The sequence below is a fragment of the Arthrobacter sp. YAF34 genome, assembly GCF_052113245.1.
Lineage (GTDB): Bacteria > Actinomycetota > Actinomycetes > Actinomycetales > Micrococcaceae > Arthrobacter.
Genome location: NZ_JBFRCV010000023.1, coordinates 1 through 25,057, shown reverse-complemented (window position 1 = coordinate 25,057; position 25,057 = coordinate 1). Strand labels below are relative to the sequence as shown.

The following is a 25,057-nucleotide window of genomic DNA, read 5'->3' as shown; positions in this document are numbered from 1 at the left end:
GGAAGCAACCCTGCTGGGCCTGACCGGTGGCGGGAAGTTGGGGGAAATCTTTTCCCGGCACACCACCAACCCCATGATGCGCGACCGCGCCGTGGTCTTCGATGTCTCCAGCATTGACGAGACCGAAACCGACCTCCAGGCAGCAATTCTGCTGGCGTGCTGGTCCTACGGTTTCGGCACGGTCAATGTCGCCAACGCCCTCGCGGACGCCGGTCTGGAACCGCGCAGGAACTACTTCGTCGTCCTGGATGAACTCTGGCGGGCGCTGCGTGCCGGTAAAGGCATGGTGGACCGGGTGGACGCCCTGACCCGTTTGAACCGCTCCGTGGGTGTCGGGCAGATCATGATTTCCCACACCATGTCCGACCTGCTGGCACTGCCGGCGGAAGAGGACCGGATGAAGGCCCGCGGCTTCGTGGAACGCTCCGGCATGGTGATCTGCGGTGGCCTGCCGGCCTCGGAGATGCCGTTGCTGACCTCGGCCATCCCGTTGTCCCGGCAGGAGCAGCAGAAGCTCATCTCGTGGCAGGACCCGCCCGCGTGGGACTCCCGCGGCGCCGGCGTCGAACCTCCCGGACGCGGGAAGTTCCTCATCAAGGTCGGCGGCCGCCCCGGCATCCCGGTCATGGTGGGACTGACATCGTGGGAGCAAGGCCCGGACGGGGTCAACGACACCGAGGCTAAGTGGAGAGAGATCCCGGAAACCCTCCTCGAGGCAATAACCCCTGACGTACCCCTTGAAGGAGGCACGCTGTGAGCGCACCGAACCGTAAAGGAATGGGCCTCGGGGATGCCCTGCTGGTCTGGTTCGCCATAGGCTTCATCATCATCTTTGGCGGCGGGACTTACGCGGCCGCCCACCTTGGTTCCTGGATGGCCGGCATCAAAGCACCGCCCGCGCACCCGATTGATCTGATCGCCGGGCTCATCAAGGGCCGTGTGCCCTGGCCCGTCCAGTCCACCGTCGCCGCCGCCCTCATGGCAGGAGTGGTCGTGGTTCTGGCCATCGTTGTGCTGCTGGCTTGGAAGAAGGGTGCGTCCAAGCGTGCCCGCGTCGATAAGGCAGCCCGGTACCTGGGGCGCGGTAAATCCCTGGCCGCGTTCTCCGAGAAGGGCGCTAAAGCGACGGCGGATCGGCTGGGAGTGACAGGAACCCCGGGGATCGTGGTCGGCAAGGTGGTCTCCACCGGGCAGACGTTCATTCAGTCCTGGGAAGACCTCAGCCTCGATATCTGGGGCCCCCGAACCGGTAAGTCGACCTCACGGGTCATGCCCGCGATCCTGGATGCACCCGGCGCCGTAGTGTCCACCTCGAACAAGCGTGACGTCGTGGACGGCACCCGTGGTGTCCGTGAGTCCACGGCCCCGGTATGGGTGTTCGATCCGCAGAAGATCGCGCAGGAGGAACCGGAGTGGTGGTGGAACCCGCTCTCCTACGTCATCGACGAGGAGAAGGCGTACAAGCTCACGCAGCACTTCTCGGCCGGTTCACGGGTCCCGGGGTCCAAGCCCGATGCCTACTTCGACCCCAAAGCCGAAGACATCCTTTCCTCGTATTTCCTCGCGGCCGCGCTCGGGGAACGGCCCATCACGCAGGTCTACCTGTGGGTGACGGAGCAGGTAAACCGGGAACCGATCAACATCCTGAAAGAGCATGACTACGAGCTGCAGTACAAGGGCCTGGAGTCCACCCTGGAGCTGGCCGACAAACAGCGCGACGGGATCTTCGGCACCGCCGAGAAAATGATCCAGTGCCTCAAGTCCAGGAACACGCTGCGCTGGGTCGCCCCCATGGGCGGCACGACGGTTGCCACGGATGCCCGCCGGCAGTTCAACCCGCACGCTTTCGCCGCCTCCCAGGAGACGATCTACATCCTCTCCAAGGAAGGGGCCGGCTCAGCGTCCCCCCTCACCACGGCGTTGACGGTGGCGATCGCGGAGGCGATGGAGGAACGTGCCGAGCGCAGCGGCGGCCGCCTGCCCAAGCCTGCCCTGTTCGCCCTCGATGAGTTGGCCAACGTCGTCCGCTGGGCCGCCCTGCCGGATCAGTTCAGCCACTACGGCTCCAAGGGCCTGATCGTCATGGGCATCCTGCAGTCCTGGTCCCAAGGCATCGAACTCTGGGGCGAGGCAAACATGCGGAAAATCTTCTCCGCCGCCAACGTCAAGGTCTACGGCGGCGGCGTCGCCGAAGAAGGCTTCCTCCGGGCCCTCTCGGACCTGATCGGGGACTACAGCTACACCAACGTCTCCGTCTCCTCCGGAAAATCCGGCTCCAGCCGCTCCCGCCAGGAGGGCAAGGAACGCATCTTCGACGTCTCCAACCTCGCCGAACTGGACCGCGGCCGCGCCGTGGTCCTCGCCTCCGGCGCACCCGCCACACTGGTCCGCACCATGCCCTGGTACACCGGCAGGCATAAGGAGGTCGTGGAGGCGTCGATCAGGACCTACAGCCCCCGCCCAGAGGAAGAGGCCGTCCCGGTGCGCGCCGCACCTGTCCCTAATCCCTGGGTCACCGGGTAAGGAAGCAATCAGCCATGGCAGATGATTTCGGATTGTTCGACACGGACACCCCCACCCCCAACCCCGGCACAGTCGAAGACGGCAAACCGGAAAAGGCACCCGAGCTCGTCTACGGCACGGCCGAAGAATTCCTGCACGAGCAGCTGCTCCCGACCTACGTCCGCAGCGTCACCGGAAAGACCGCGAAGTGGTGCATCGAGTGGTATTTCCACCCCGAAGCCGTCTCCCGCGTAGCGGCCTTGTGGCGATCCTGGGAGCACCTGCGCCTGGACCCGGCCACCGGGATGAGCGTCTGGTGGCGGGACCACGCAGACCACCACATGGGCGTCCTGTTGAACCCACAAGGGCCGTTCTACAACTGCGACATGAACGAACACCGCGACCCCGACCATCTGGAACCAAAAATGGCTCCGGCAGGCTGGTTCCCTGACGTACGCTTTCACCGCTAAGAACCAACACGAAGACTCATTGACCGCAATTCCTTCCATGCCGGTAGGCGGGGCTTTCGACATGGCTACGGTCGCGTGGGGCTGGGGCCCAGCGCGACGGCGAGGACGACGCGGCCGCGGTGTTTGGAGCGGTTTTACGGGGATCTGCGGCCGCCGGTCGCTTTCATACTCTCGGCCTCGTAGATCAGATGCCGGCGCACCAACGTCTCCAGCCGCTCATAGAGAGGGGCCCGGGAAATCCCCGGTGCTGGTCAGGAGCTGCTGGCGTGACATGCCGCCGGTGGCCAGATCAGGTCCAGGAGATGGCCGTGCGAGGTTGCGCCGCTGAGCCTGACGGGTACCCGTTCAGTTGTCATTGGTCCTGCTGTCCGGCTGATCATCCTCCCCGCCGTTTCGCTACTCTTTCGATGCCCGGCGGCCCTGCGGCTCTGCGGCTCTGCGGCTCTGCTCAGGCTATGGCCTTATCCCGTGCCAGCTGCAGGACTCCGTAGACGGGCTCCTGTCCCAGGACGCGGATGTCGGTGAGGCCACAGCGTTTCAGGTGGCCGGTGATGCTCTGCTGGAAAGCCGGCTGGTTGGTCACCAGGCCACCGCCGAGCACTACGGGGCCAGTCACCCCAATCCTGGCCGCCACGATGGCCGCCTGTTCGGCCAAGTGGCGGGCACCGGCGTCGATGATGGCGAGGCTGGGGCCGTGGCCGGTGTAGGCCGTGTCGAAGACCACACGGGAGGTGTCGGCCCAGTAGTGGCGCCCGGCGGCGCCGTGGAAAAGGTTGATCAGTTCCTCAGGCGCGGCGAGACCACAGTAATCGAGAAGTCCCCGAGTGAGCAGATCAGTGCCCCAGCCCCGGTTGGCGCGGTCCATGCTGTGACGTACCGCTTCCCGGCCGAACCAGTAGCCGCTGCCCTCGTCGCCGAGGAGGTATCCCCAGCCGCCGGCGCGTCCGGTCTGCCCGGCTGCATTGGTCCCCCAGACTGCCGAGCCGGTTCCCGAAATGATGGCGATCCCGGTATCCGCCCCGCCGGCCGCGAGGATCAGGCGGGTGTCGTGGATGACGGTGACGTCGGCGTGCGGAGCGTGAGGGGCGATGAGTCGGCGGAGTAGTTCGGCGTCTGCGTCGGTATCGATCCCGCCGGCCCCGACGATGACGGTGCCGGCGTCGGACGCGCTCAGTGCCGAGAGGAGTTCCTCGAGCCGGCCGGCCGCTTCCTCGACCGGGACGTTCTGGACGTTGGCGCTGCCCGTGGTCCGGTCGTCGGTGACCGCGCCGTCGAGGATCCTGATGCCGCGGGTCTTGGTGCCGCCGATGTCGAGTCCGATGATGGATTCTTGGTGTATATCGCTCATAGCCAGTCCTTTGCGATCCTGGTCGTGGTGGTCTGCAGGATGTCCGCTGCTTCCTCGATGCAGACGCGAACCTCCGGCCGGATGTCGGTCAGGGCGTAGGCCCGGGTGATGCCGATGGCCGCAATCTGTCCGGGTGTGAGTTTGCTTTGCCCGCAGACGGCGATGACCGGTACGCCACCAGCCCGTGCGGCCAGCGCCACACCGGCTGCCGCTTTGCCGCTCAGGGTCTGGTCATCGAGAGAACCCTCACCGGTGATGACGAGGTCGCGGTCGGTCAATCCCTTAATGATGTCGTGGAGTCCGGAAAGCCGCATCACCACCTCAACGCCGGGGCGTTGCACCGCGTCTAGCACCGCCATGGCGGCATAGCCCAGTCCGCCGGCAGCGCCGGATCCCGGCCGGAGCTCGGTGTCCGGAGATATGCTCAGGACCCGGCCCAGAACCCCGGCGAAGCGGGACAAGCCGCCTTCCAGCTGTGCGACGTCGGCTGCCGTAGCCCCTTTCTGCGGGCCGTATACGGCTGCCGCGCCTTGGGGTCCCGTCAGGACGTTGTCCACATCGGAGGCCAGGATGAAATGGCAGCCGGACAGACGGGGATCCAGCCTGGACCGGTCGACGGCGGCGAGGCCGCTCAGGGCGCCGCCCCCCGGCGGAAGCTCCGTGCCGTCGTCGGCACGCAGGGACATCCCCAACGCCTGGAGGAAGCCGGCCCCGCCGTCGGTGCAGGCACTGCCGCCGACGGCGAGAACGATCGTCCTCGCACCGGCATCGAGGGCGGCGAGGACGAGCTCGCCGGCGCCGTAGCTGCTGGCTGTCAGGGGCTCCAGGACGCCGCCGGGAAGCCGTTCCAGCCCGGATGCCTGCGCCATTTCCACGACTGCCGTCCCGCCGCGACGGTCCAAGGCGAACACCGCGGTCAGTGGGACTCCGGTGGGGCCGCTGACCCTGACGTTGATTTCGTCATAGCCGGCCTCGACGGCGGCGGCGACTGTTCCGTCGCCACCGTCGGCAATGGGGACCGAGACTATGTCCAGCCCGGGCCGGGCCCGAAGCAGCCCGGTCCGAAGGCTGTCACAGACCTCGGCGGCGGTCAATGAGCCCTTGAACTTGTCACAGGCAATGAGGACTGTCATTAGTCGGTGCCGATCCATTCCAGCGCGGCCGCRGCGGTCCATGCCTGGTTCAGGCTGCCCAGCGGGTCCCCCGTGAAGGGTTCGTAGTATTCACCAAACTTAAGGTCTGCGAGCTGGTGCAGGGAGGCGGTCTTGAGCGTCTCGAACAATTCTTGTTCCCCGTCGCGCTTTGCTGCCCAGCCGAGCAGCAAGTTCAGGAACGGCCAGACGGGCCCGCGCCAATAGGTCCGGGCGCGGAAGGCGGCGCTTGCGGGCGACGTGGACGGCGGCAGGGGGAACCGCATCTGCGGGTATCCCATCCACTCCGGACCCTGAAGGAGATTCTGCTGGACGGCGAGGGCTGCGGGATCGCCGCCCGCGATCAGGGATGCGAATCCGGATACCGTCTGGGTAGAGATCCATTCCCCGGCCAGGACGTCGTAATCGCGGGCCAGACCGGTTTCCGGGTCGACGCTGGACGCAACACCGTTCCGGAACCGCCGGGCGTAGCTCCGCAACTGCGCTGCGTCGTCCGGGCGGCCGATCTCGTCACCGAGGTCGGCGAGGACATCGGAGGACGCGGCCATGATGCCGGAGAAGAAGACGTCCCTGACCCTGAAGTCGATGATCTCCTGGATCGCCCGGTCGTCGAAGTCTACCGAGGCCATCTGCTGGACCAGCCACAGATACTTGGTGTATTCAGCGTCGTCGGGGCGTTCGCTGGCATCGGCGACGTGGAGGGTGTCTCGCCGGGTGAACGGTTCGACCGGCCCGGGTTCAATCCGTGAGTAGGGGCCGTCCCAGCGCGGGGAGTTGTCAAACCCTGATTCCCAGCCGTGGTGGATCTCGATCAGGCCCATCCCGTCCGGGTCCCGGACCTCGGCGAGCCAGCGGTGCCACGCCAGCCAGCCGTCAAAGGATTCGACTAGGAAGGCTTCGGCCACCTCTTGGTCCCTTCCGCCGTTTTCCCGGCCGCGGTCAACGATGTGCCGGAGTGCGATGGCGTGAACGGGGGGCTGGCAGATGCCGCTGCTTTTTACTGCGCCCGGGCGGGCCGCGGCGGATGCGGTGCCCCAGCGGTCGAAGCCGGGGAAGTAGCCGGCGGCATTATCGCTGAAGACGATGTGCGGGATCATCCCGGTGGACCACTGGGCGGCCAGCAGGGTGCGGAGTTCCGTGATGGCGCGAGGGACGTCGTAGCGGGCAAGTCCTATGGCGACGAAGGCCGCGTCCCAGCTCCACATGTGCGGGTAGAGGTTGGGCGCGGCACTGGTCATGCTGCCGAGATCGTTGAGCTTCAGGACATCAATTGCGGACTGGCGCAGTTCCTTGATGCCGAGGCGGGGTGCGGTGTTCATTTGGCCTCCAGTGCCATGTATGTTGCGCCGTCGTAGAAGCGCATGGTGTTCGGGGAAACGTGAGCCAGATCCTCTGTTGGGGTGATGTCCGCAAGGTCGGGGGCGCCTGGACATTGATATTCTGGCCGCCGACGTCGACTCTCAGGAGCACCTAGGAGCCCATCGGTTCGACGACCGGTACGGTTGCCGGGATGTCGTCCGAGGAGGAATGCCACATTCGAAGCTGTCGTCTTCCCGCACCCGGGGCGCCGTGGCACCGGGTTAGGACACGGTGATGGTCGCGGCCGCCCCGAGTGCGGCGGAGTGCACGGTCAGCCGGCATCGCGCGGCTTGCGGTGGCTCATGCCGTGTCCGCGTGGCGGCCGAGGATATAAAGGTTCGGACGTCCCATCCGCAGCGAGGGCTCACGACCGCGTTCGGCAGGGATTTCCGACAGGTCGAGAGTCGTGCAGAGGACGACGTCTTCGAGGCCGGCGACGGCCATGACCCGTCCCCGCGGGTCCACGACCATGGAATGCCCGCAGAAGCCCGGCGAGTTGGAGTTGGCTGCGATCGCGAAGATCTGGTTGTCCTGGGCGCGCGCCCGTGTGCGCACCTCGATCAGGTGCTCGTGGTCGGCGCCGACCGCAGAGGGGATTACGAGGATCTGGGCGCCCCCGAGCGCCTGCGTCGTCGCAATGGCGGGGAACGCGTGCTCGAAGCAGATCTGCGGTCCGAGGATGCCCGCAGGTGTCGCGATCACCGGCAGTTCGTGTCCGGCTTCGAACACCTGCAGTTCGGCAGGGAAAAGGTGGGACTTACGGTAGGTCGCGAGGTCCCCGCCGGGAGCGGCGATGATCAGCGAGTTGCACAACTTGCCGTCATCTGCGCGCTCAAGGAACCCGACCACGATGGTCACATCGTGCCGCTGCGACAGATCCTGGACCAGCCGTGCGGTCGGTCCGGTCCTCGCGTGCTCGGCAAGATCGGAACTGCGTGCTGTGACCACGTTCAGGTCATAGCCGGGGATAAACATCTCGGGAAAAACGATGAGGTCCGCGTTGCCGTGCTCCTCGACGAGATCCGCGAGGTGCTTGCGGCTGTGCTCGGGGTCGCCGACAGGCATGACGTGTTGGACGACCGCGAGGCGAATGCAGCGTGCGTTCTCGGCCGTCATCCCTTGACCGCCCCGGCGAACAGGCCCTTGACGTAGTAGCGGTTCAGCAGGGCGAACAGGAGCAGCGGAGGCAGGATCGCGAGGATGGACCCGGCTGAGATGAGATCGTCCTGGTTGAGCTGCGGGGCATTGAGATTGGCCAGTCCAACGGTGATCGGGCGGTGGTCGGCGTCGAGCAGTGTGAGGCCCATGAGCAGGTCATTCCATACGAACACGAAGTCGATGATGATGAATGACACGATCCCGGGGAGGGCGAGCGGCAGGGCGATCGCGGAGAAGGCCTTGAACGCTCCCGCACCGTCGATCTTGGCGCTCTCGATGAGCTCGTTGGGGATAGCCTCGAAGAAGCTGCTAAGCATGAAGATTGACCAACCCGCACCGAACGCTGTGTGAACTAGAGCGATGCCGAGGTACTGCCAGGACCCGGTATTCAGGCCGAGTGTCCGGAACCAGGGGATGAGCGGGATGAGGATGATCTGGACGGGGACGATCATGGTCGTGAGCAGCATTGCCTGCACGAAGCCCTTGAACCGGAAGCTCATCCGGGCGAAGGCGTACGCTGCGAGAGTGCCGACCGCGAGCGTGATGAGAACGGACAGGATCGCTATGACGAGGCTGTTGACGGCGTAGCCGGAGAGCCCACCGTTCCAGACTCGGCTGAAGTTGTCGAGTGTCGCTGTGGCCGGGTCGGCTCTCCACCATCCCTTGGTGCTCTGATCCAGCGGGAGGATGGCGATCGCGGCAGCGCCGACGACGGGGACGATCCAGACGATGCTCGCGAGGGTAAGGAGGGCGTAGAGGGCGACGATGCGCCGCTGGGACGTCATGAGGGGTTTCCGTTCTTGCGGAGGAAGGGCATGGCGGCGGCGATGAGGACGAACGACATGATGATGGCGATCGCGGCGGCCTGGCCGGCCTTGGGGGAGTCGAGGAACTGGAAGGCCTGCTGCCACAGGAGCAGGCCGAGGACTTCGGTGTCCTGGGCGGGGCCGCCGCCGGTCGTGACGAAGACGATGTCGAAGGTACGCAGTGCGAAGATGATCGAGATCACGGCGACGACGATGACCGAGGGCCGCAGGCTTGGAAGAGTCACGTGCCGGATGGTCTGCCATCGGGAGGCGCCGTCGACCTTGGAGGCTTCGAGGAGCTCCGCCGGTACCGAGGTGAGTCCGGCGGTGAAGGTGATGACGCCGAAGCCGACGAACGCCCAGACGGCCGGGATGATGATCATGATGTTGGTGAGCCGGATGTCCAGACCGCCCAGGTGCAGCACGCCCGGGTCGGACAGCCAGCGGCCCAGGTGCAGTTCGAGCGGGCCGAGCTTCAGGTCGGCGTTGCCGACGCCGATGAGCCGCAGGCCCGCGTTGAGGAGGCCCTTGTTGGGATCCGGATTGTAGATGAACCCCCAGATGACGCCGACCGCGGCCAGCGAGATCGTCATCGGCAAGATGATGGCGCTGCGGAAGAAGCCGGAGCCTTTCTTCGCCTCCCAGATGAGGAGGGAGAGAGCGAGCGAGATGGCCACGACCAGGAACGGGAAGACGATGAGCCACACCGCCGAGTTCAGGGCCGCGTTCCAGAAGTCGGCGCTGGTGAGGGTGGTGGTGTAGTTGTCCAGCCCGGCGGGCACCCAGGTGTCCGGCTGATCCGCCCGCCACGGGTTGAGCATCCCCCAGGTGAAGAAGCTCGACAGGAAGGTCGCCAGGGCCGGCCAGAGGTAGAAGCCGGCAAAGATCGCCAGAAGCGGGGCGAGGAAGACGTACGCAAGGCGGGTGTCGGAGCCGCGCCCGCGCCGTTTGGCACGCCCTGTTCGGACGGGGGTCGTCCTCGCGTTCTGCCCGGGCGGCTTTGCCGGCGCTGTTTGGGTGCCGCTCGTCATCATGTTGCTCAGCCCTTCGAACGGGTGTCGACGGACACCATCGTCTTGGTGAACGCGGCGACATCCTTGTTGCGGATCAGGTCATCGAGGGCCTGGCGGTACTTCACCTGGATCTCGCCGCCGATCCAGTCATCGAGGTCGTAACCGGCGGGGGTGGAGGCGTCCTTGGGCCAGAGGGCGGCAGCCTTCTTGTCGTTCGTGCTGGGGTACACGTCCGCCGGGACCTTCATATTCGGGGCGATGTAGCCGCCCTTCTTGGCCCAGATCGACTGGCCGTCAACGGAGCCGAGATAGTCCAGGAATGCCTTCGTTGTCGCCGGGTTCTTGGTCTGCTTGCTGCCGATGAACAGGTCGCCGCTGACGGCCTGGGCCGGCTTCTGACCGTTGTACGCCGGCAGGGGGAAGAAGCTGTAGTCAGTTCCGGGCTTGAGGTTCTTGTCGCAGGAAGGAACGACGGCGTTGACGAAGGCACCGTTGTGGCCGAAGGCGTGCTGGCCGGAGACCCACCCGCAGACCTCGTTGTTGAAGCCGGTGTCGAGCGCATCGGAGGACCAGTACTTGTCCACGAGCCCTGTGAGCACCGTCATCGACTCAACGATCTTGGGATCATCCCACCCGATCTTGCCCTGCTGGAGCTGCTGGTACTTCTCGACGCCGGCGACGTTGAGCAGGATCGGGTCAACCCACTGCGTGGGAACCCAGGCGTCCTTGGCGCCGACTGAAAACGCCTTGGAGGAGGCGTTGGCCTTGTCCAGCACATCGGTGAATTCGTTCCAGGTCGCCGGGGCCTTCGTCAGGCCCAGCTTGGTGTCGGTTGCCTTCGTGGACCAGATGAGGCCGTTAACGTTGCCCTTGAGGTACACCGCGTCGGCATGGGCGTCCGTGCCCATCACGATGGACTTGAGGGAATCGTTGTATTCGCCCTTGTCGACCCAGGACTTCCACTCATCGTCGAGGTTCATGAGCAGGCCCTGCTTGGAGAACTGCCGGACTGTGCTCGGCAGGGCCACCGCGGCGTCGGGCGCGTTGCCCGAGGCGAACTGCTGGGCCAGCTGCGTCTGCGTCTGGTCGAAGGGGACGGTGTCGACCTTAACCTTCGTGCCCGGGTACTTGGCCTGGAACCCGTCGACGACGGCCTGGAAGGCCTGGCCTTCGGCGCCCGTCCAGTTCGCAACAACGCGGATTTCACCACCCGGCTTTCCGGACGCATCGGCCCCGGAGTTGCCGCCGGAACAGGCAGCCAACGGCGCGATGCAGAGAAGTGCGGTGGAAAGGGCCAGTACGCGGCCCCTGCGCGGGAATGTGATGCTCATGAAGCCCTCCGGAGATCTAATTGTCATCATCGACATTACAAATGGTGCCGGGCTGCGGGCATGGATGTCAAGACACGGGTGCGCCAAGGCAGCAAGGAAAGGCGCATTTCCGGGGTGGGCAGGCGCCCGGGGTCAAGACAGGGGCAGGCCGGTGACTGCCGAGATACCCTCGGCCGCCTGGCGCATCGCGCGGGGGAGCGAGCCGCCCGAGACAATGGCTGCGAGGAGGTGGCGGAGCTGGACGCTCACCCGTTCGTATTCGGGCACGGCGGGCCGAGTGGTCGCCTCCGGCAGGAGCCGTGCCACGTCGTGGAGGAAGCCGCTACCCCGCTCGAACACCGACGCCGCGCTGACCCGGGACGGCAGCTGCCCCGTGGTGTCGGCCACGGTCATCTGAACCGTGGCCTCCATCAAGCGGCGGATGATCCGCATTGCCAGATGCGGCTGACGCGACTGGCGGAAGACAGCGTAGGCCAGGCCGCCGGCGAGGACCTTCGCCCCAGGCTCCGGGCCAACGGGCAGCGGGGCGAAACCGAAGCGGTCCAGGGATTGGACTGGGGAGAGTCCGGTGAGCGCGGCGAGGTCGGCGAGGTCGTAGCTGCCGCCCAGCGCGATCTGGCTTCGCCCGGAGACGAGCGACTGCAGAGCCTGCCTCCGGCCCCATCCGGCACTCTCCCCATTGATTAGGCCGTCTTTTACGAGCCCGGAGAACGCCCGGATCGCGCGGACAGCCGCTGGCTCGGCGAGGACTACTTTTCCCTGCTCGATGACAGACGCGCCATGGGCGCTGAGCCAGCCGTGCAGAACGTAAGTGGCGGTTTCGGCGGCGTCAGGGCCTGCCGGAACGGCGATCGGCGGACGACCGTACAACTCGAGGCAGCCCCGTGCGAGCTGCCGTAGCTCGCGCACCGTCGTGGGTGCATGGACGAAGCCCGCGCGCGCCACGCTCTCACGGTCGAACCAGAGCCCGGCAACATCCGCCTCGGCCTGGACTGCGACGATGCGGCCACGGTGGCTCGTGGCTTCGATGAACGCGCGGGCGACGTCCGCACGGTAGGTCTGCTCAACCCACTGCGCATCGAGGTCCCCGATCGGGTACAGGGCATCGACGGCAGCTAACTGGGGGACCCACACGGAGTCCAGGACCGCGAGGTCCGGGGCTTCCCCCGCAGCGACCGCCGCCAGCAGGTGCCGGTGCAGGTCGGCGAAGGGAACGACCTCGATCTCAAGAATGATCTCAGCCGGACTGATGCTTCGGACAAGGCTGGCCCAATCCTCGGTCGGCACGGTCAGGCGCACCCGGGTGTCGCTCAGCTGCCGGGTGATCCAGGCGGGGTTGACGAAGGTCCCTCTGCGCCGCTGACGGATGATTACGCCCTCATCAAACAACTCGGCCAGGGCGCGATGGACGGGATTACGGGAAATCCCGAGCTGCTCACACAGCTCGTGCTCGGTCGGCAGCTGACCATCTGTGCCGAATCGCCCCTCCAGGATGGCCTTGACGAGCGACTCTTTCAGCTGCACATAGAGGGGGCTCCGCAAGGCAGGATCCAGTTGATTCAGCATCAAACCCCGGCATCCTGTGAAGCGGCAGGCGCGGATCGGCTGACGCAGACATCGAACAAGGGCCAAGTGGACATATCGCAACACTACTTCGCTCTGACGGCGATTTCCCGCTGCCTCCCGGACGGCGGGAAGCGGCGGTCGAATTCAAACACGCCGAAGACATGGCCATTCCGGGGAAAGTGACCTCACCCTTCAAGTTCGAGTCCAGGCTGGCAGGCGGCGTCCGCGGCCCTTTTTCGTCATAAGGGCCGATACTGGCTGTCAGGTTCCGTGCCCGTCCGGGGTCYGGCGACGTCGATGTGCTTGCTGCAGGCACATCGCCGATCCCCGAGGACTGCTGGGCGTGCGGTCGACAGTGACGGCCTACGGAAGGGGCGCGCTCGAAATCTTAGAACTAAATCAACCTTTATAGGTTGTCATAATCACGGATATCGGCTTTATTGGTTGGGATCCAGAGTGTGATCGGGGGATTGATCTAACCCGGGTTTTCGTGGGACCATGACCTATGACTGCAGTGACAGGGGCCCGCGGCGGGCTGAAGGCGCACCAGGATTCCATCCGGCTGCCCGACGACGTGCTGGTCCGGGATCTGCGGGACCTGCTGGGGGCGAAACTGGTCGCCTACATCGGGTCCGTAAAGGAAACCCGGGCCGTCCGGCTGTGGGCCGACGGGGAACGGAAACCGTCCGCCGAGGTGATGCACCGGTTGCGGACTGCCTACCATGTGGCGGCCCTGCTCGCGGAGCGTGATTCCCGGGCGGTGGTGCAGGCCTGGTTCCAGGGCATGAACCCGCAGCTGGACGATGTCCCGCCGGCGCGCCTGCTCCGCGAAGGCCAGCTGGATGACGCCGGCCCGCAGGTGCTGGCCGCTGCACGCGCGTTCGCGGCCGCAGGCTGACCGGTGGTGTCTGCAGAACTGACCGCGGCCGAGGCCGCCGGTAGGGTCTGGCGTGTCGGGTTCCGCCCGGAACCGTGGGCCTGGAGCGGCTGGGAATGGGCCTCCGACGGCCGGTTCCCGGGACGGTGGGATGACCTTCACGGCAACTTCCGCACCATCTATGCCGGATCGTCCCTGCTGGCGTGTTTGTTGGAGGTTCTGGCGCATTTCCGCAAGGATGCACGGCTGAGCGTGGAGCTGGACGAGATCGTTGAGGATGACGAGGATAAGGTCCTGCATCCCACCATTGCCCCTGGGCAGGTCCCCCGGGAGTGGCTGGATGCACGTTCTGCCGCGTCGGCGGAGCTGTCCGGGCGGTACTGCGCGGTGACCGACTCTGGCAGCGTCGCGGCCCTGTACCCGCACTTTATCGGCCTGGCCCTGAGCCTGGGTCTGGGTGACTTTGACGCCGCGGCACTGAAGGACGCCCGACCCCGGCGCCTGACCCAGGCTGTCGCGGCCAGGCTCTACGAGATGACAGACTTCGATGGCGTCACTTTTGCCTCCCGTCACGGTGACGATCTCCACCTCTGGGCCATCTTCGAGCGCCCCGGCGATCCACCGACCACGCCGAACATCCATGATGTAACCGGCGAAGAACCACTGCAACACGACAGCCCGGAAATCAGCAACACCTTCCGCCTCCTCGGGCTGCAGTGGGAGAACGACTAAGTCGTCATTTTCAACAGGGCCTATCTCCACCCCGAAGCACTTTCAGTACGGAAGCCCTGTGGCCGGCCTGGGAACACCGCAGGCTAGGCGTAGCCACCGGGAGCAGCGGCTGGGTGCAAGATCACGCCTATCACTACAAGAGCGTGCTCCTGGACCCGCGCGGGGCCTTCTAAAATGCGACATGCAGAAACACCGGAACCTCGAACACCTGGAACCTAAGAAAGCACCTGCCCGCTGGTTACCTGACTTCCGCTCGAAACAGTCTTGAGTTCCAGAACTCCTTACGCCTAGCCAAGCCCCGCTACGCCGCCGCCAACAAACGGGCCGCCAGCGTTGGGCCGTCTTCGCTGAGGACAGCTGATCTGGGGCTCCCCATCCTTCAAAGCAGATAGCCTCTGAGAGTGAATATCTTCAATGCCCAGCCGCGCCCCAGAGTGCTGTTTGAAGCCGTCCCGGACGACATCCTTGATGAGCTCAAAGCCATGGTTCCCACAGCAAGGGCGATTGCGGACCGCGAAGCTGTTCATGAGAGCGAATTCGATCTACTGGTCACGTTCGCTCCTAATGCAGGCGCCAGAGCCAGCCGTCTGCATGTGCTCGCGTTCGGATCGGAGTGGGGAGATAACGCAATTACCGGAGTGCCTGACTCCCGGCTCCTACGTCAATTCCCCATCCTCGCCCACGAAATGAGTATCCCTGCCGGAACCAGCCCTAGGCTGACAAGACTAATTTCCTCGACACTAATCCCCTACGTTCCCGAGGGCATGAAATCCTGCTGGGGCTACCAGTCAAGGAAAGCCAACATAGCGAAGTTGGAGACTACCGGCGACCTCAACGGCAACTGCACACCTCTCCTGCACTTAGGCGCCGAACGGTTCATCTACGCATTTCAACGCCGCAGATCCGCCGAGGAATCCTCAGGATTAAGCATCGTTCTGCCACCTGAAACCACCGGCCACGCCCAATGGCTCAGGGTCTTCCTTGAAATGGTCGCCGAAATCGATCCGCAGAGCGTTCCTGCCCCAGTCAGCTGGACAACCAGCGAGGATTGGGCACCACCGGAACTGCGCAAGGTCGTCCACAACCTGGGAATACTCAACCAAGAACGCGACCGTGCTCAGGCCGAATTCGAGGGAAGAGAAGAAGAACTAGTCAAGGAACTCGATCAGGCGACTAAAGTTGCCGCAGCCGGACCCCAGCGCCTATTGACTGCAGACGGGGAGGATCTGACTCAAGCCGTGCTCGAATGCCTCCGGGACTTGGGTTTCGAGGTCCGCGATATGGATGGCTACCACGACAAAAAGACCGGTGCCAAACTCGAAGATCTCCGAATATCAGACACCACGGACCCCAGTTGGTGCTGCCTCGCTGAAGTCAAAGGCTACCTTCGAGGAGCGAAGGTCAGCGACGTCCCCCAGATCACCGGCCGGCCCTCCGTCGCTTTCACCAAAGAGACGGGAGAGACCCCTTCCGCCGTCTGGCACATCGTAAACGCCTGGCGAGGGACAGATCCTTCGTCCCGGCCCAAAGCCATAGACAATGATGAAATTGACCTTCAGACTCTCACCGACGCGGAAGGAGCCCTAATCGACACTCGACATCTCTTCCGAGCATGGCGCGATGTCCAGGACGGCCGAACCAGCGCGTACTCCGTCAGGACGTCTCTGAAATCAGCAATGACGCGGTGGACCTATTCTTCCCCTGCCAACGACGCGAGCTCCAACCCGAAGACGACTGTCCGATGACGGACGACATGGCCGCTCGACTCGAGAAGTTCATGGAGGGAGCCAGGAACCACAAGGCCCGAAAACATCATGTCGTCCCCAATTCCTACATCGGCCGTTGGTCCGGCCCCGGAGGCATGATACAGATCACCGATATGCTGCTGGGTCAAACACGTCCTGTTTCACCACTGAACGCAGCCCGTATCACCGACTACTACCGAGTGGAATCCCCCGAACTCGACGCTCATGAATTTCCGCCGGCTTTGGTGGAAACACTCTTGGGAACCATTGAAGGCAAAGCTGTTCCTGCTCTTGATGCGCTCATTCAAAAGGGTGCAGATGGGCTGACGGACATGGAACGGTTACATATCGCACAATTCATGGGATTCCAGTACGTCCGCGGACAGAGATCGAGGAACCTCGTGAAGACAGCTGCCGAATCCTACGTTCGACTTCTACATGAGGACCTGTCACCTGACGGGGTTCGCGACCTGCTAGCACGGAACGGCCAGGAACCCTCGCAGGAGGACCTGGATGCATTTGCCACCTACCAGACCATGCTCCGGGAGGGGAAAATAACAGTCAGTCCCCAGCCGGCTGCTCTGGTCGGCATGCCGCTTGGGCTAGCGGAAAACGTGGGTCAGATGCTCTACGAAAAGACCTGGGCACTCTTCAGAACTCGCCCGATCCTCATGACTTCGGACGAGCCTGTCATCTCCATCGGAGGCCCTGGGCGCGATCGCCAAATCGAAGCCGGTCTTGGGACTGCTCCAGTAGTCATCTTCCCCGTGGCTCCCGATGCACTTTTGGTCATGTTCACCGAAGCCCCCGAACCACGCAAGCTCCAAGAACTGACCCTGATAGAGCTAGCCGAACTCAACAGAGAGATTGCCGCCTCAGCATCCCGCTGGGTTATCGACCAAAAGGGTCGAAAGGCTGCACAGGCCTTTGACATTCCCCCTTCTCCGAACAGTTCCCTTGACCTCAGGGAATACCCCGGGACCAATGTTGAAGCTCAAGGGGACATCATCCGCACCACTCGACCTAATCGCTGGGCACAAACAACGACGCCACCGGACTGGCCGGTCCTCCGCTGGTTCAACTGAGCCATCAACTTCCAAAAACGGCCCCCCGGCCACGCACCGCGGCGCTAGTTCGTCTGGTCCGACTGCTCCGGTTCGGGTCTGCTTGCTGCGAGGCCTGCCCCGCGCGCCCTGAAGATCATCCCGGTGTCGGACGTGACGAGGTGGACGCGGCTGGCGAAGCCCTCCAGTGACAGGGCACGGTCGATGATCTCCGAGTCCGTATCGGAGAGAGGCACGTGGCGTACGCCCTGCCGGATGAGCGCGAGGCGCAGCGGGGAATGCGGCGGGCCGTCGCCCTTGACTGCGCCGAGTGCTGTCACCCGGTCCGGGTCGTCGAGGTTCGATTCGATCCACTTGAGCGCGTGTCTCGCGCGGTCCCGCAGATCAGGGCGGTTGCTGCTCTTGGGCTCACGCTGGTTCGACTGCTTGTGCTTGTCCAGTTCGTCGATGACCGCCAGCGGGACGGCGAGGACGACCGGGGTTGGGGGCCGGACGCCGAGGAGCGTATGCCAATCCATGGTGGCGAGTCTCTGGAGGTGGTCGGCGAGGACGTTGGTGTCCAGCACCGCGGCCACCGCTCGCCCGCTGTCCCAGCGTGCGAGTTCTCCTCGGAGTTCCCTCGCCTCGCCGTCGAGGCGCCTGAGGGTCTCGGTGATCTGCGCTTCCATGGACGACCTGATGGCCTGCCCGGGCTGGCTCAGGTCCATCCCGGAGAGCGCCCAGTGCCATGGGGTGGTGACGAGACGGTCCAGTTCGCTGGTCGGGACGAGGGTCACAAGGAGCCGCATCTGCTCGCCCGCCCAGCGGTAGTACTCATTGAAGAGTGCAATGGCATCGGGCGCGCGCCCGTGCGCGTTGCGGAGTTCGGACTCGGCTCCTTCAAGGAGGGTGAGCGCATGCGCTGGGGAAGCTCCGGAGAGGAGACTGATCATGACTCATACCGTATCCGCACACTGCTGCTTGTGAAAAAGTGAAATTTCCAACGGCAGGTTCAAGCCGCCCCCATCTAGCGGGCGGGACCGCTCTTGGCCCGTTCCGCGCCCACGGTGGTCGCTGTGCGGGTTTTTTTGGCTTTGGCTGCGCCTTTGCCCATAGTGACGGCGGCGCTGGGGTGTGTGCCCTCGCTGCGTTCGGCAGCGGCGCGTCCACGAATCTGGGTTTCGTTCGCTCCGGTTGTTGCCAGGGATGCGGCGAAAGCTTCCTGGCGTTCCGCTGAGCCGTAGTCATCGGCCGACGTGCTCTCAGTTTTCAGGCCCTGGTCTTTGAGCCGGCTGCTGTCGTTGCCGGTGACGCGGTTTTCGATCTCGCGGCCGACGCTTTCCATGCGGGCGAAGAGTTCCTTTTCGGCTCGTTCGTACCGCTGCTCCACGGGCCGTGCGGAGCCTGTGAAACCTCCCTCGGCCAGAAGCTTGGCTTCGTGCATGTCCTTGGCTGCTTGGACGAACGCGGGATCCTCGAAGTGTGAATCTCCGGCGCCGTTGACGTTCGCGGTGGTCTCCTTGCGCAGCTGGTCAAGGTCGGGACCGTTGATGCCGTCCTTGCCGATGAGGAACAGGCGTTCCTGCACACTGGCATCCGCTGCCGCCACCGCTGCGGGCGTCTTCGCGGAGTGTGCCGTCTGCAATGCCCGGGCGAGCTCCGGGTTGGCCAGATACTCCACGGGCCCCTGGTGGCGTTCCATTTCCGGGGCCAGCGTTGCAGCCTGGGCGCGGAGTTCTTCGGCACGGGCCGCGGCGAGCAGCCCCATTGCCTTCTCGTGTTCGGCGGCCGCCGTGCGTGTTTCTTCCTGGCTGCGTTCCAGTGCGACCTGCCGGGCCCTGTCCGTGGCGGCGGTCCGGATCCCTGACTCCAGGTAGGCGCCGTCCGTGCCGATGTCGCGGGTGTCGATGCCGTAGCGGGCGAGAACTTCCTGACGGATCTTTTCCGAGGCCGCCAGAGCGGTCGGGTCGTGGTCCTTCCAGCCTTCAGCGACGGCATGTGCCGTGGCAATGTCGTTGGGCTGGGCTTTGTCCCACCACTGATCCCTATTGACCGGTGCCAGCGCCGCGTGCGCCGTACTGCGGTCTGCCGTGAGGCGTGCCTGTGCTTCGTGCGCTGCCTGGACGTCCTGGTGTTCCTGCTGCCGTTGGGATTCCTGCCGGCGACGGGCCAGGGTCTCGGCAATGCGTGAGGCGATCATCAGGGACTGCCGCATTCCGCCGTCCAGAACTTCATCCATTCCGTCTGATTCACTCATCGTGCTCCCCTTGCAGTTGGTGGTGGTCTTTATCGGTCCAGCACGGGGCCGGAATCGCGGCCCGTGTGCTGGTGGGTTTTGGCCGGCGTTGGTGTGCCCGGCACCGCTGACCCTGGACGAATGGGCGCCATGCCGCGGAGTCCAAGTTCTACGGAGTTCGGGGCCGCTGCATGTTCCGGCGCACCGACGGTAACCGGCCGGGGCATGGTCGCCGCGAACGGCTTCAGCTGCTCAGTGACGACGGCCCGGAGCCGCTGCGCTTCCCTGGTACGTCCGGACTGTTGGTGCATCTCGTGGATAGCGAAGGCAGTGTTCACCAGCTGCAGCATGAGCGCCGACTGGGCGGCCGTCTTGCTCTTACTGGAAGCAGCCATGAACAACATGGCAGTCCCGGCAATGGACGGCAGGGCGACGGGCTTGCTGTACTCCCGTGGCGCCCGGAGCTGGGCGGTACGGGACAGTTCAGCGGCGGTGGCCGCCAACGGACCCGGCGTCGGTTCGAGCCGGTAGGACCATGCCGCGAACGCGCCGGAGACTTCCCTCGCTGCTTTCGCCCAGGTGGCGTGATCATCACGGGGCAGTGTGCGCAGCTGCTCAGCCAGTGCGGCCGCGTTCCGGGTGTACTCCACCCACATTTCCGCCGGGGGTGTTCCGTTCTCGGGACCGCTCTTGGACACGGTGCGGCTGTTCCGGGCAGCTGCGTTCCATTCCGCTGCCGCCTCGGTTGCCAGGTGCGGTGAGTCCATCCACTCTTCACGCAAAGCACCGAGCTTCAGGTCGGAGGCGAGGGTGCCGCCGCCAAACCAGATAGGCCGCTCGCCCTGCTTGGGCCGCTCCGCTACGGAGTACCCGACGATGACGTCGGTGGTGTTCTTCGCGTAGCGCGGACGGACCAGCATGCCGGTGTCGCGGGCCCGCCGGACAAACTCACCTTCGGTAGCCGAGGCGCTGGCACTGGCACGGACTTTCCGGGCCAAAGATGAGCGGTGCATTTCCCGCTCGCCCCGGACAGCGGTGGCTTTCTCGGCCCGGTCGTAGCCACGGGTGGAGTGCACGGTGGAGAGCTGTTCCAGCCCGTACTTGACCTCCAGCTCACGGCACGATTCCTGCGCGCGTTTGTAGTCGCCGTGGGTGGAAGCCTTGGTGCCGTCCTCGCGAACCAGCGAGACGGCCAAGTGGATGTGGTGGTTGCCGTTCTCACTCGTGCCGTGGTTGACCGCAGCCCACCGGCACTGCGCCTTTCCGCTGACTTCGGTAAAGCCCATGGCGTCCACGAAATCGTTCGCGATATCGCCCCACTGCTGATCCGTCAGTGCGCCCTCTTCCGCGCGCAGACTCAGCGAGCAGTGCCACACACTGGCGTCCTTGTAGCCGACGTGGACGCGCTCTTTCTTGGCCGGGTCCCACTGCATGTCCTTGATCCGAACCGATACGTCATAGGCCCTGCGCGGCTGGTCAAGATGCTTGGCGATTGCCAGAGCATCATCACGGTCCAGGACACCGTCGTCGTACCACGCCATGATCGCTGCGTCGCCTGCTACCAGGTGCGGATCGGAGTGTGCGTTCTTGGTTTTGTTGGCATCGGTCGAAGCCAGATAAACCATGAGTCCGCCCATGCGTGAACCGCGGGTGATGTTTGGGATCATCCCTACATCAGCCCCTCAATGGTGCGGTCGATCCGCATGGCAACGGAGCGTATGTGCTTTAGTGCTTCGTCGGCCTCGGCTGGGAACTCGCTCGTGGCGTTCGCCTGGCGTGCGAGCTGGTTGATGTTGTTCGAGGAACGGGCCAGCAAATTGTGCAGCGACATCAATTCCGCGATGGCGGCACGCCGTTCCGTAGTCGTCTCCTGCGTCTCGGACAATGCCGAAGTAATCAACAGATTCGGGACAGTCACCTTCTCCCGCTCAGCCCTCGCAACGAGCGCGGCTTCCTCCTCAACAGTGACCCACAAGTCACGGCGCTTCTTGCTGCCGGCGGGAGTGTTCTCCCGACGTCGGCGCGACAGATTGAAACGGTGAGTGAATCCCTCATCCGACATTCAATCCATCCCTCCAAGGCCCAGCGCAGCGACCCCGGAACCGGGGACCACACCGACCAGTGTGCCGCACCCGACCGCCAGTGTCGAGCACGCCAAGCCACTTACACCCGTGTAAGTGTATAGCTTGCTCCGAACAGTTGCCTCTGGTGGTTTTGTCGCCCAGCGTGCGGGGTCTCCGAAAACCTGTCTTCGGAGACCCCGCCGTGGCCGGTAGGGTTTGGGTATGGATATCAACGACATTGCCGCAAAAGCCACCGCGAAAATCGACGCCGACAGGGACGCCAAAGTATTCGCCGTCAAGCAGGTCGCGGCCAGCGGTGTTGAGGTCCAAGAAGCTGCCAAGCTGCTCGCCGCAGCAGAGCAGAAATACGCCAAGGACTACCAGGCAGCGTTGCGCGCAGAGTGGACCGAATCAGACCTGCGGGGCTTCGGCTTGGACACCCCGGCCAGGAAGGCGGGCGGACGTCCGCGCGGCCGAAAGACCACGCAGGAATCAGCTCCGGTTACTGGCGGATCCGAGTAGTATCCCCTCGCCCACATGGGCACGGCAAAAGCTCTTTCCTACGGGCTTTTCCCGCACACATGTCGACGACGGGACCCACCTGACCGCCTGCACACAACCACCACGGCACCACTCCGCCAATGTCACCAAGAGTCAGCGGTGGCTGTGCACAGGCTCCATAACGGCCGGGCCGGCCCGGGAGGTTCCTCATGATTTCGACACTGGGCGGGGCGGCCGTAGCCGCTACCCCGGAACTGCACCCTGGTACAGGGTGAACTGGTTGGCCTGCTCCATGAAGGCGTGGCCGACAATCGGCCCGGTGACCGAGCCGGTATGGATCCACATCGCGGATTCGACAAAGCTGTATGGATTGGTCCCGTAGGGCGGGTAGCCCCAAGGCATCTCGTAGTTGTCGAAGACGTTCGTGAGGTACCAGGTCCCGAAGCTGCTGGTCAGTTGTACCTGAATGGCGATGTTGCGCCCGCTCACCGGTGATTTCCAGGTCTTCAACGCTTTCCACAGCGCGTTGTTCCCCACATGGAAGGTAAGGCTGCCCTCCGGTGTGCCGTTGGGCGTCCCATACGAGTTCCGGCCGATCTCCAGAATCGGCTTCAGGGGAGCCGATCCGTGTGGCGCGCCGTACCACTGGCGCCAGGTGAACACGTTGCCATTGTTGAACGTCAGCGCCCCCCAGGTATACGCAGTCGTCCACGGCTGCTGCCCGGAGTTGAAGTTCCCCCACTGGTGCTCAAACCAGATCGTGCCTGTGAGATGGCGGGTCTTACCGCCAATGGTGACGGTGCCCTTGCTGCTCGAAATCGGACCGGTGTAATAGTAGGACAGTGCGTACAGGTCGGCCGGATCCAGGTTCTGCCCGTTCCAGGGGATGTTCTGATTCTCAAAGCCGCCAAGCCCGACCGGCATGTATCCGTACGGTGACTGGGCCGTGTTCTCCATATCCATGACGATGGGTGAGTTCCCGTTGTTTGCGGCAACACCCGTGAACTGGAAGCGCCACGTGTCCGGCTCGGCACGGTACACCGTAGTGAATTCCATATTCTCGCCCTTGGCGGTGTACTGGAAGTCGTCCGGCGAGGTCGAGTCCGGCGGTCGTGTCCCCTGCAATGAGCCAACAGCAGTCGGCTCGTGCGCCCAGATCAACTCCTGCTTGGCGAAGTCCCCGAACGAGAAGCTGACGCCTTGCTGCCACAGCGAAGGGCCGCCCGGAGCGCTCGGGTTGTTCGTGATGTTGTAGAAAATGCCGAACTTTTCCCCGGTGTCGTCATCGGTGAAGAAGCCGGTCCAGTAGTGCCACTCCTGGAAATGGCCGGTGTCAAAGATGCCGCCCGTGTGCCATTTGTGGTCCTCCGGCAAAAGGTACAGGGCATGGCCGGAGACTTCCTGGAACGGGTTAGAATCCCCGGGGGCGGCCGCGCTTGCCCGAGGAGCGACACCGGCCAACAGACCCGCCGTGGCGGCCATAAACAGGCCCGATCCCAAGACCCTACGACGGTCAATTCCTGATCCGCCCTCGATCACCGGGCGATGATTCTGCTCTTTCCTCTCAAACATGGCTAAACCTCCTGGTGGACCCCCACGGCCTTCGTCGCCTGCGGCCGACTAATCGAGGATCCCTCGCGGGTCTGCGGCGCTGGTTGGCCGACTCGAACGCCGCGCATCAAACGCTCCCTACGAGAGAATGCTGATCCGGCCATCCGGTAAGAGCATTCCCCGCGGAGCTTGGTGCGGCCACTGAAGGGTGGCCGCCGTTCACCATTCCGTACCGGCTTGGGATTGTGGCCAACGTCGGGATGAGCACTGGGAAATCCACGCCTCAACCCTGCCTGATGCGGCCGGGACCGGTGCGGCCACGTTCGCAACCGTACGTGAGGATTCACCCCGACCACCATCAATCCAGTAACACTTGCGGCGGCGCGCGGGCCAGTGCTTCGTGATTCACGTCGACCTCGGCTTCGCCACGCTTCCACACGGCAATCTCCCGGGAAACCGCCAGCTCGAAGACTGCACGGATCCCTTCGTCCAGCATTACCCCGGACGATATTGCAGGGCAAGACCCGTAATATCCGGTCTCGTTCTGTCGGAGGCCCGTGACGTCGAGAAGGCATGCTGAGCCAGATACGCTCCGCAAAAGGCGTTCGCCTGCGCGCGTGGATCAGGTTCAGCTTGGCCAGACAGCACGCGGCGTCATCGACAATTGACCAAATCGACGAGATGCCTCGTCAAGGAGTAGCCCTGCTTCGTGCACAACACTGGCGAGCACAGGCAGTGATGTCTTGCTGAGCCGTGAGGAATGTGTTGTTACACCGTCGCCAGTGTCTGGTTGCTCGTTAAAGATCCTCGAAGCCCATTGCTTGCTGTGCGCGAAGCCGCTGCAGAGCTGCCAGGAATTGAACCACGTCATCGTTGCCCCTACATGAGCAAACTCTATAGATTTCAGTATGTCTCCCGAGCCAACGGGAGCCCAAAGCTTCCTGTCCGGAAAACCCGCGATTGATAGACCAGCTTCAGAAGCGATCCCTCTTAGGTCTTCATATCCGAGGCTCTCCCGCGAGGGAAACGACTTCGACCACTCGTTCTGGAACCCGTTAAAGAGCTTCACCTCGCCATACCAATGTTGGATACATCTCTTAATTCTTGCCCGGCGCGACTGTGGTGCCATAAGCCATAACGCTTGACTAGTAGATTCCAAATGCGCGCGGACGAGAGCATAGGGTCCGTGCAGAGGAGGCAAGACGTCCTCCCCATCTTCGGTGTCCACGACGATAAGTGCTTGGAGGTTACTTGAGATATGCGTGGCAGTTATCAACAGATCTAGGACGAGTCTCGACAATGCATAGCCGTTAAGATTTCGGTCATCTCCTTCCAGCACGCTGCCTGCCTGTACTCCCGGTAAAGCCCTCAGTGTGCTCGCGATCTCCTGATCATGGGTAAGACGCGTTAGGAGCAGATCTCGACTGTCAGCCGTTAGACCCTTTTGGGCCGGCGAAGCATTGGCGTCCGAGATCATGATTTCCAGAGTTTCTGATCGGAGTGATGACCAGCAGCGCCAGCCACTGCTACAGGCGCGGGCTGTGGGACCTCATGCCGGCTAAGGGCGCGCGTCAGTGAGGAGATGCTGACGCTGAGTATCTGGGC

22 protein-coding genes and 1 pseudogene are annotated in these 25,057 nt (G+C 64.1%); 9 read left to right on the top strand and 14 right to left on the bottom strand.

Going from position 1 to position 25,057, the window contains the following annotated elements; translation table 11 throughout:
* The 3 genes and pseudogenes from AB4Y72_RS19215 to AB4Y72_RS19205 form a co-directional block, all read left to right on the top strand.
* Positions 1-757 (top strand): annotated as a pseudogene (locus AB4Y72_RS19215) (ATP/GTP-binding protein); the annotation flags it as partial.
* On the top strand, positions 754-2,523 hold the full coding sequence (locus tag AB4Y72_RS19210) for a type IV secretory system conjugative DNA transfer family protein (RefSeq protein WP_441427736.1): 1,770 nt from the start codon (positions 754-756) through the stop codon (positions 2,521-2,523). The pseudogene AB4Y72_RS19215 and the gene AB4Y72_RS19210, both read left to right, overlap by 4 nt.
* A 14-nt stretch (positions 2,524-2,537) precedes the next feature.
* A complete protein-coding gene (locus tag AB4Y72_RS19205; RefSeq protein WP_441427735.1) occupies positions 2,538-2,972 on the top strand; it encodes a DUF4913 domain-containing protein in 435 nt (144 codons plus the stop codon).
* A gap of 448 nt (positions 2,973-3,420) precedes the next feature.
* Here the strand turns inward: AB4Y72_RS19205 and AB4Y72_RS19200 are convergent, their stop codons facing one another.
* The 8 genes from AB4Y72_RS19200 to AB4Y72_RS19165 form a co-directional block, all read right to left on the bottom strand.
* Positions 3,421-4,320 (bottom strand): N-acetylglucosamine kinase, encoded by a 900-nt coding sequence (locus tag AB4Y72_RS19200; protein ID WP_441427734.1) that lies wholly within the window; start codon positions 4,318-4,320, stop codon positions 3,421-3,423.
* Positions 4,317-5,453 carry a glycerate kinase gene (locus AB4Y72_RS19195; protein ID WP_441427733.1) on the bottom strand — a complete coding sequence of 379 codons (1,137 nt, stop codon included), beginning with the start codon at positions 5,451-5,453 and terminating at the stop codon, positions 4,317-4,319. The genes AB4Y72_RS19200 and AB4Y72_RS19195 overlap by 4 nt, the downstream gene beginning before the upstream one ends.
* Positions 5,453-6,790 (bottom strand): glucosylglycerate hydrolase, encoded by a 1,338-nt coding sequence (ggh, locus tag AB4Y72_RS19190; RefSeq protein WP_441427732.1) that lies wholly within the window; start codon positions 6,788-6,790, stop codon positions 5,453-5,455. Before ggh ends, AB4Y72_RS19195 begins: the two co-directional genes overlap by 1 nt.
* A 340-nt stretch (positions 6,791-7,130) precedes the next feature.
* Complete coding sequence (locus tag AB4Y72_RS19185; protein WP_441427731.1) at positions 7,131-7,946, bottom strand: carbon-nitrogen hydrolase family protein; 816 nt, start codon at positions 7,944-7,946, stop codon at positions 7,131-7,133.
* Complete coding sequence (locus AB4Y72_RS19180; RefSeq protein WP_441427730.1) at positions 7,943-8,773, bottom strand: carbohydrate ABC transporter permease; 831 nt, start codon at positions 8,771-8,773, stop codon at positions 7,943-7,945. Before AB4Y72_RS19180 ends, AB4Y72_RS19185 begins: the two co-directional genes overlap by 4 nt.
* Positions 8,770-9,828, bottom strand: a complete 1,059-nt coding sequence (locus AB4Y72_RS19175; protein ID WP_441427729.1) for a carbohydrate ABC transporter permease — start codon at positions 9,826-9,828, stop codon at positions 8,770-8,772. The genes AB4Y72_RS19180 and AB4Y72_RS19175 overlap by 4 nt, the downstream gene beginning before the upstream one ends.
* A 5-nt stretch (positions 9,829-9,833) precedes the next feature.
* Complete coding sequence (locus tag AB4Y72_RS19170) at positions 9,834-11,138, bottom strand: ABC transporter substrate-binding protein (protein ID WP_441427728.1); 1,305 nt, start codon at positions 11,136-11,138, stop codon at positions 9,834-9,836.
* Positions 11,139-11,270: 132 nt separating this feature from the next.
* Complete coding sequence (locus tag AB4Y72_RS19165) at positions 11,271-12,704, bottom strand: extracellular solute-binding protein (RefSeq protein ID WP_441427727.1); 1,434 nt, start codon at positions 12,702-12,704, stop codon at positions 11,271-11,273.
* Between the two features lie 505 nt (positions 12,705-13,209).
* Between AB4Y72_RS19165 and AB4Y72_RS19160 the strand changes: the two genes are divergently transcribed.
* The 5 genes from AB4Y72_RS19160 to AB4Y72_RS19140 all read left to right on the top strand — a co-directional run bounded on the left by AB4Y72_RS19160 (position 13,210) and on the right by AB4Y72_RS19140 (position 17,143).
* Positions 13,210-13,602, top strand: coding sequence for a hypothetical protein (locus tag AB4Y72_RS19160; RefSeq protein WP_441427726.1), 393 nt, complete (start codon positions 13,210-13,212; stop codon positions 13,600-13,602).
* 6 nt (positions 13,603-13,608) lie between these two features.
* A complete protein-coding gene (locus tag AB4Y72_RS19155; protein ID WP_441427725.1) occupies positions 13,609-14,313 on the top strand; it encodes an RES domain-containing protein in 705 nt (234 codons plus the stop codon).
* Positions 14,298-14,486 (top strand): DUF4913 domain-containing protein, encoded by a 189-nt coding sequence (locus AB4Y72_RS19150; protein ID WP_441427724.1) that lies wholly within the window; start codon positions 14,298-14,300, stop codon positions 14,484-14,486. Before AB4Y72_RS19155 ends, AB4Y72_RS19150 begins: the two co-directional genes overlap by 16 nt.
* Positions 14,487-14,714: 228 nt before the next feature.
* Positions 14,715-16,058 carry a hypothetical protein gene (locus AB4Y72_RS19145; protein ID WP_441427723.1) on the top strand — a complete coding sequence of 448 codons (1,344 nt, stop codon included), beginning with the start codon at positions 14,715-14,717 and terminating at the stop codon, positions 16,056-16,058.
* Complete coding sequence (locus AB4Y72_RS19140; RefSeq protein WP_441427722.1) at positions 16,055-17,143, top strand: DUF4238 domain-containing protein; 1,089 nt, start codon at positions 16,055-16,057, stop codon at positions 17,141-17,143. The genes AB4Y72_RS19145 and AB4Y72_RS19140 overlap by 4 nt, the downstream gene beginning before the upstream one ends.
* 44 nt (positions 17,144-17,187) lie before the next feature.
* On the opposite strand, the gene AB4Y72_RS19135 is transcribed toward AB4Y72_RS19140, so the two are convergent.
* From AB4Y72_RS19135 to AB4Y72_RS19120, 4 genes are all read right to left on the bottom strand, one after another.
* On the bottom strand, positions 17,188-18,054 hold the full coding sequence (locus AB4Y72_RS19135; protein WP_441427721.1) for a PIN domain-containing protein: 867 nt from the start codon (positions 18,052-18,054) through the stop codon (positions 17,188-17,190).
* Positions 18,055-18,128: 74 nt separating this feature from the next.
* Positions 18,129-19,358: a hypothetical protein gene (locus AB4Y72_RS19130; protein WP_441427720.1), complete on the bottom strand. Its 1,230-nt coding sequence runs from the start codon at positions 19,356-19,358 to the stop codon at positions 18,129-18,131.
* 29 nt (positions 19,359-19,387) lie between these two features.
* Positions 19,388-21,004: a relaxase/mobilization nuclease domain-containing protein gene (locus tag AB4Y72_RS19125; protein ID WP_441427719.1), complete on the bottom strand. Its 1,617-nt coding sequence runs from the start codon at positions 21,002-21,004 to the stop codon at positions 19,388-19,390.
* A 2-nt stretch (positions 21,005-21,006) separates the two neighbouring features.
* On the bottom strand, positions 21,007-21,399 hold the full coding sequence (locus AB4Y72_RS19120) for a MobC family plasmid mobilization relaxosome protein (protein ID WP_441427718.1): 393 nt from the start codon (positions 21,397-21,399) through the stop codon (positions 21,007-21,009).
* Between the two features lie 223 nt (positions 21,400-21,622).
* On the opposite strand from AB4Y72_RS19120, the gene AB4Y72_RS19115 reads away from it, so the two are divergent.
* A complete protein-coding gene (locus AB4Y72_RS19115) occupies positions 21,623-21,922 on the top strand; it encodes a hypothetical protein (protein ID WP_441427717.1) in 300 nt (99 codons plus the stop codon).
* A gap of 222 nt (positions 21,923-22,144) precedes the next feature.
* Here the strand turns inward: AB4Y72_RS19115 and AB4Y72_RS19110 are convergent, their stop codons facing one another.
* Together AB4Y72_RS19110 and AB4Y72_RS19105 are read right to left on the bottom strand one after the other, a co-directional pair.
* Positions 22,145-23,473 (bottom strand): lipocalin-like domain-containing protein, encoded by a 1,329-nt coding sequence (locus AB4Y72_RS19110; RefSeq protein ID WP_441427716.1) that lies wholly within the window; start codon positions 23,471-23,473, stop codon positions 22,145-22,147.
* Between the two features lie 337 nt (positions 23,474-23,810).
* A complete protein-coding gene (locus tag AB4Y72_RS19105) occupies positions 23,811-23,948 on the bottom strand; it encodes a hypothetical protein (RefSeq protein WP_441427715.1) in 138 nt (45 codons plus the stop codon).
* Positions 23,949-25,057 lie beyond the last annotated feature (1,109 nt).

Excerpts from the sequence above, each read along its gene's own strand:
- AB4Y72_RS19205 (WP_441427735.1), top strand. The coding sequence starts at position 2,538 with ATGGCAGATGATTTCGGATTGTTCGACACGGACACCCCCACCCCCAAC.
- AB4Y72_RS19200 (WP_441427734.1), bottom strand. The coding sequence starts at position 4,320 with ATGAGCGATATACACCAAGAATCCATCATCGGACTCGACATCGGCGGC.
- AB4Y72_RS19195 (WP_441427733.1), bottom strand. The coding sequence starts at position 5,453 with ATGACAGTCCTCATTGCCTGTGACAAGTTCAAGGGCTCATTGACCGCC.
- AB4Y72_RS19185 (WP_441427731.1), bottom strand. The coding sequence starts at position 7,946 with ATGACGGCCGAGAACGCACGCTGCATTCGCCTCGCGGTCGTCCAACAC.
- AB4Y72_RS19180 (WP_441427730.1), bottom strand. The coding sequence starts at position 8,773 with ATGACGTCCCAGCGGCGCATCGTCGCCCTCTACGCCCTCCTTACCCTC.
- AB4Y72_RS19175 (WP_441427729.1), bottom strand. The coding sequence starts at position 9,828 with ATGATGACGAGCGGCACCCAAACAGCGCCGGCAAAGCCGCCCGGGCAG.
- AB4Y72_RS19170 (WP_441427728.1), bottom strand. The coding sequence starts at position 11,138 with ATGAGCATCACATTCCCGCGCAGGGGCCGCGTACTGGCCCTTTCCACC.
- AB4Y72_RS19165 (WP_441427727.1), bottom strand. The coding sequence starts at position 12,704 with ATGCTGAATCAACTGGATCCTGCCTTGCGGAGCCCCCTCTATGTGCAG.
- AB4Y72_RS19160 (WP_441427726.1), top strand. The coding sequence starts at position 13,210 with ATGACTGCAGTGACAGGGGCCCGCGGCGGGCTGAAGGCGCACCAGGAT.
- AB4Y72_RS19140 (WP_441427722.1), top strand. The coding sequence starts at position 16,055 with ATGACGGACGACATGGCCGCTCGACTCGAGAAGTTCATGGAGGGAGCC.
- AB4Y72_RS19135 (WP_441427721.1), bottom strand. The coding sequence starts at position 18,054 with ATGATCAGTCTCCTCTCCGGAGCTTCCCCAGCGCATGCGCTCACCCTC.
- AB4Y72_RS19130 (WP_441427720.1), bottom strand. The coding sequence starts at position 19,358 with ATGAGTGAATCAGACGGAATGGATGAAGTTCTGGACGGCGGAATGCGG.
- AB4Y72_RS19125 (WP_441427719.1), bottom strand. The coding sequence starts at position 21,004 with ATGATCCCAAACATCACCCGCGGTTCACGCATGGGCGGACTCATGGTT.
- AB4Y72_RS19120 (WP_441427718.1), bottom strand. The coding sequence starts at position 21,399 with ATGTCGGATGAGGGATTCACTCACCGTTTCAATCTGTCGCGCCGACGT.
- AB4Y72_RS19115 (WP_441427717.1), top strand. The coding sequence starts at position 21,623 with ATGGATATCAACGACATTGCCGCAAAAGCCACCGCGAAAATCGACGCC.
- AB4Y72_RS19110 (WP_441427716.1), bottom strand. The coding sequence starts at position 23,473 with ATGTTTGAGAGGAAAGAGCAGAATCATCGCCCGGTGATCGAGGGCGGA.
- AB4Y72_RS19105 (WP_441427715.1), bottom strand. The coding sequence starts at position 23,948 with ATGCTGGACGAAGGGATCCGTGCAGTCTTCGAGCTGGCGGTTTCCCGG.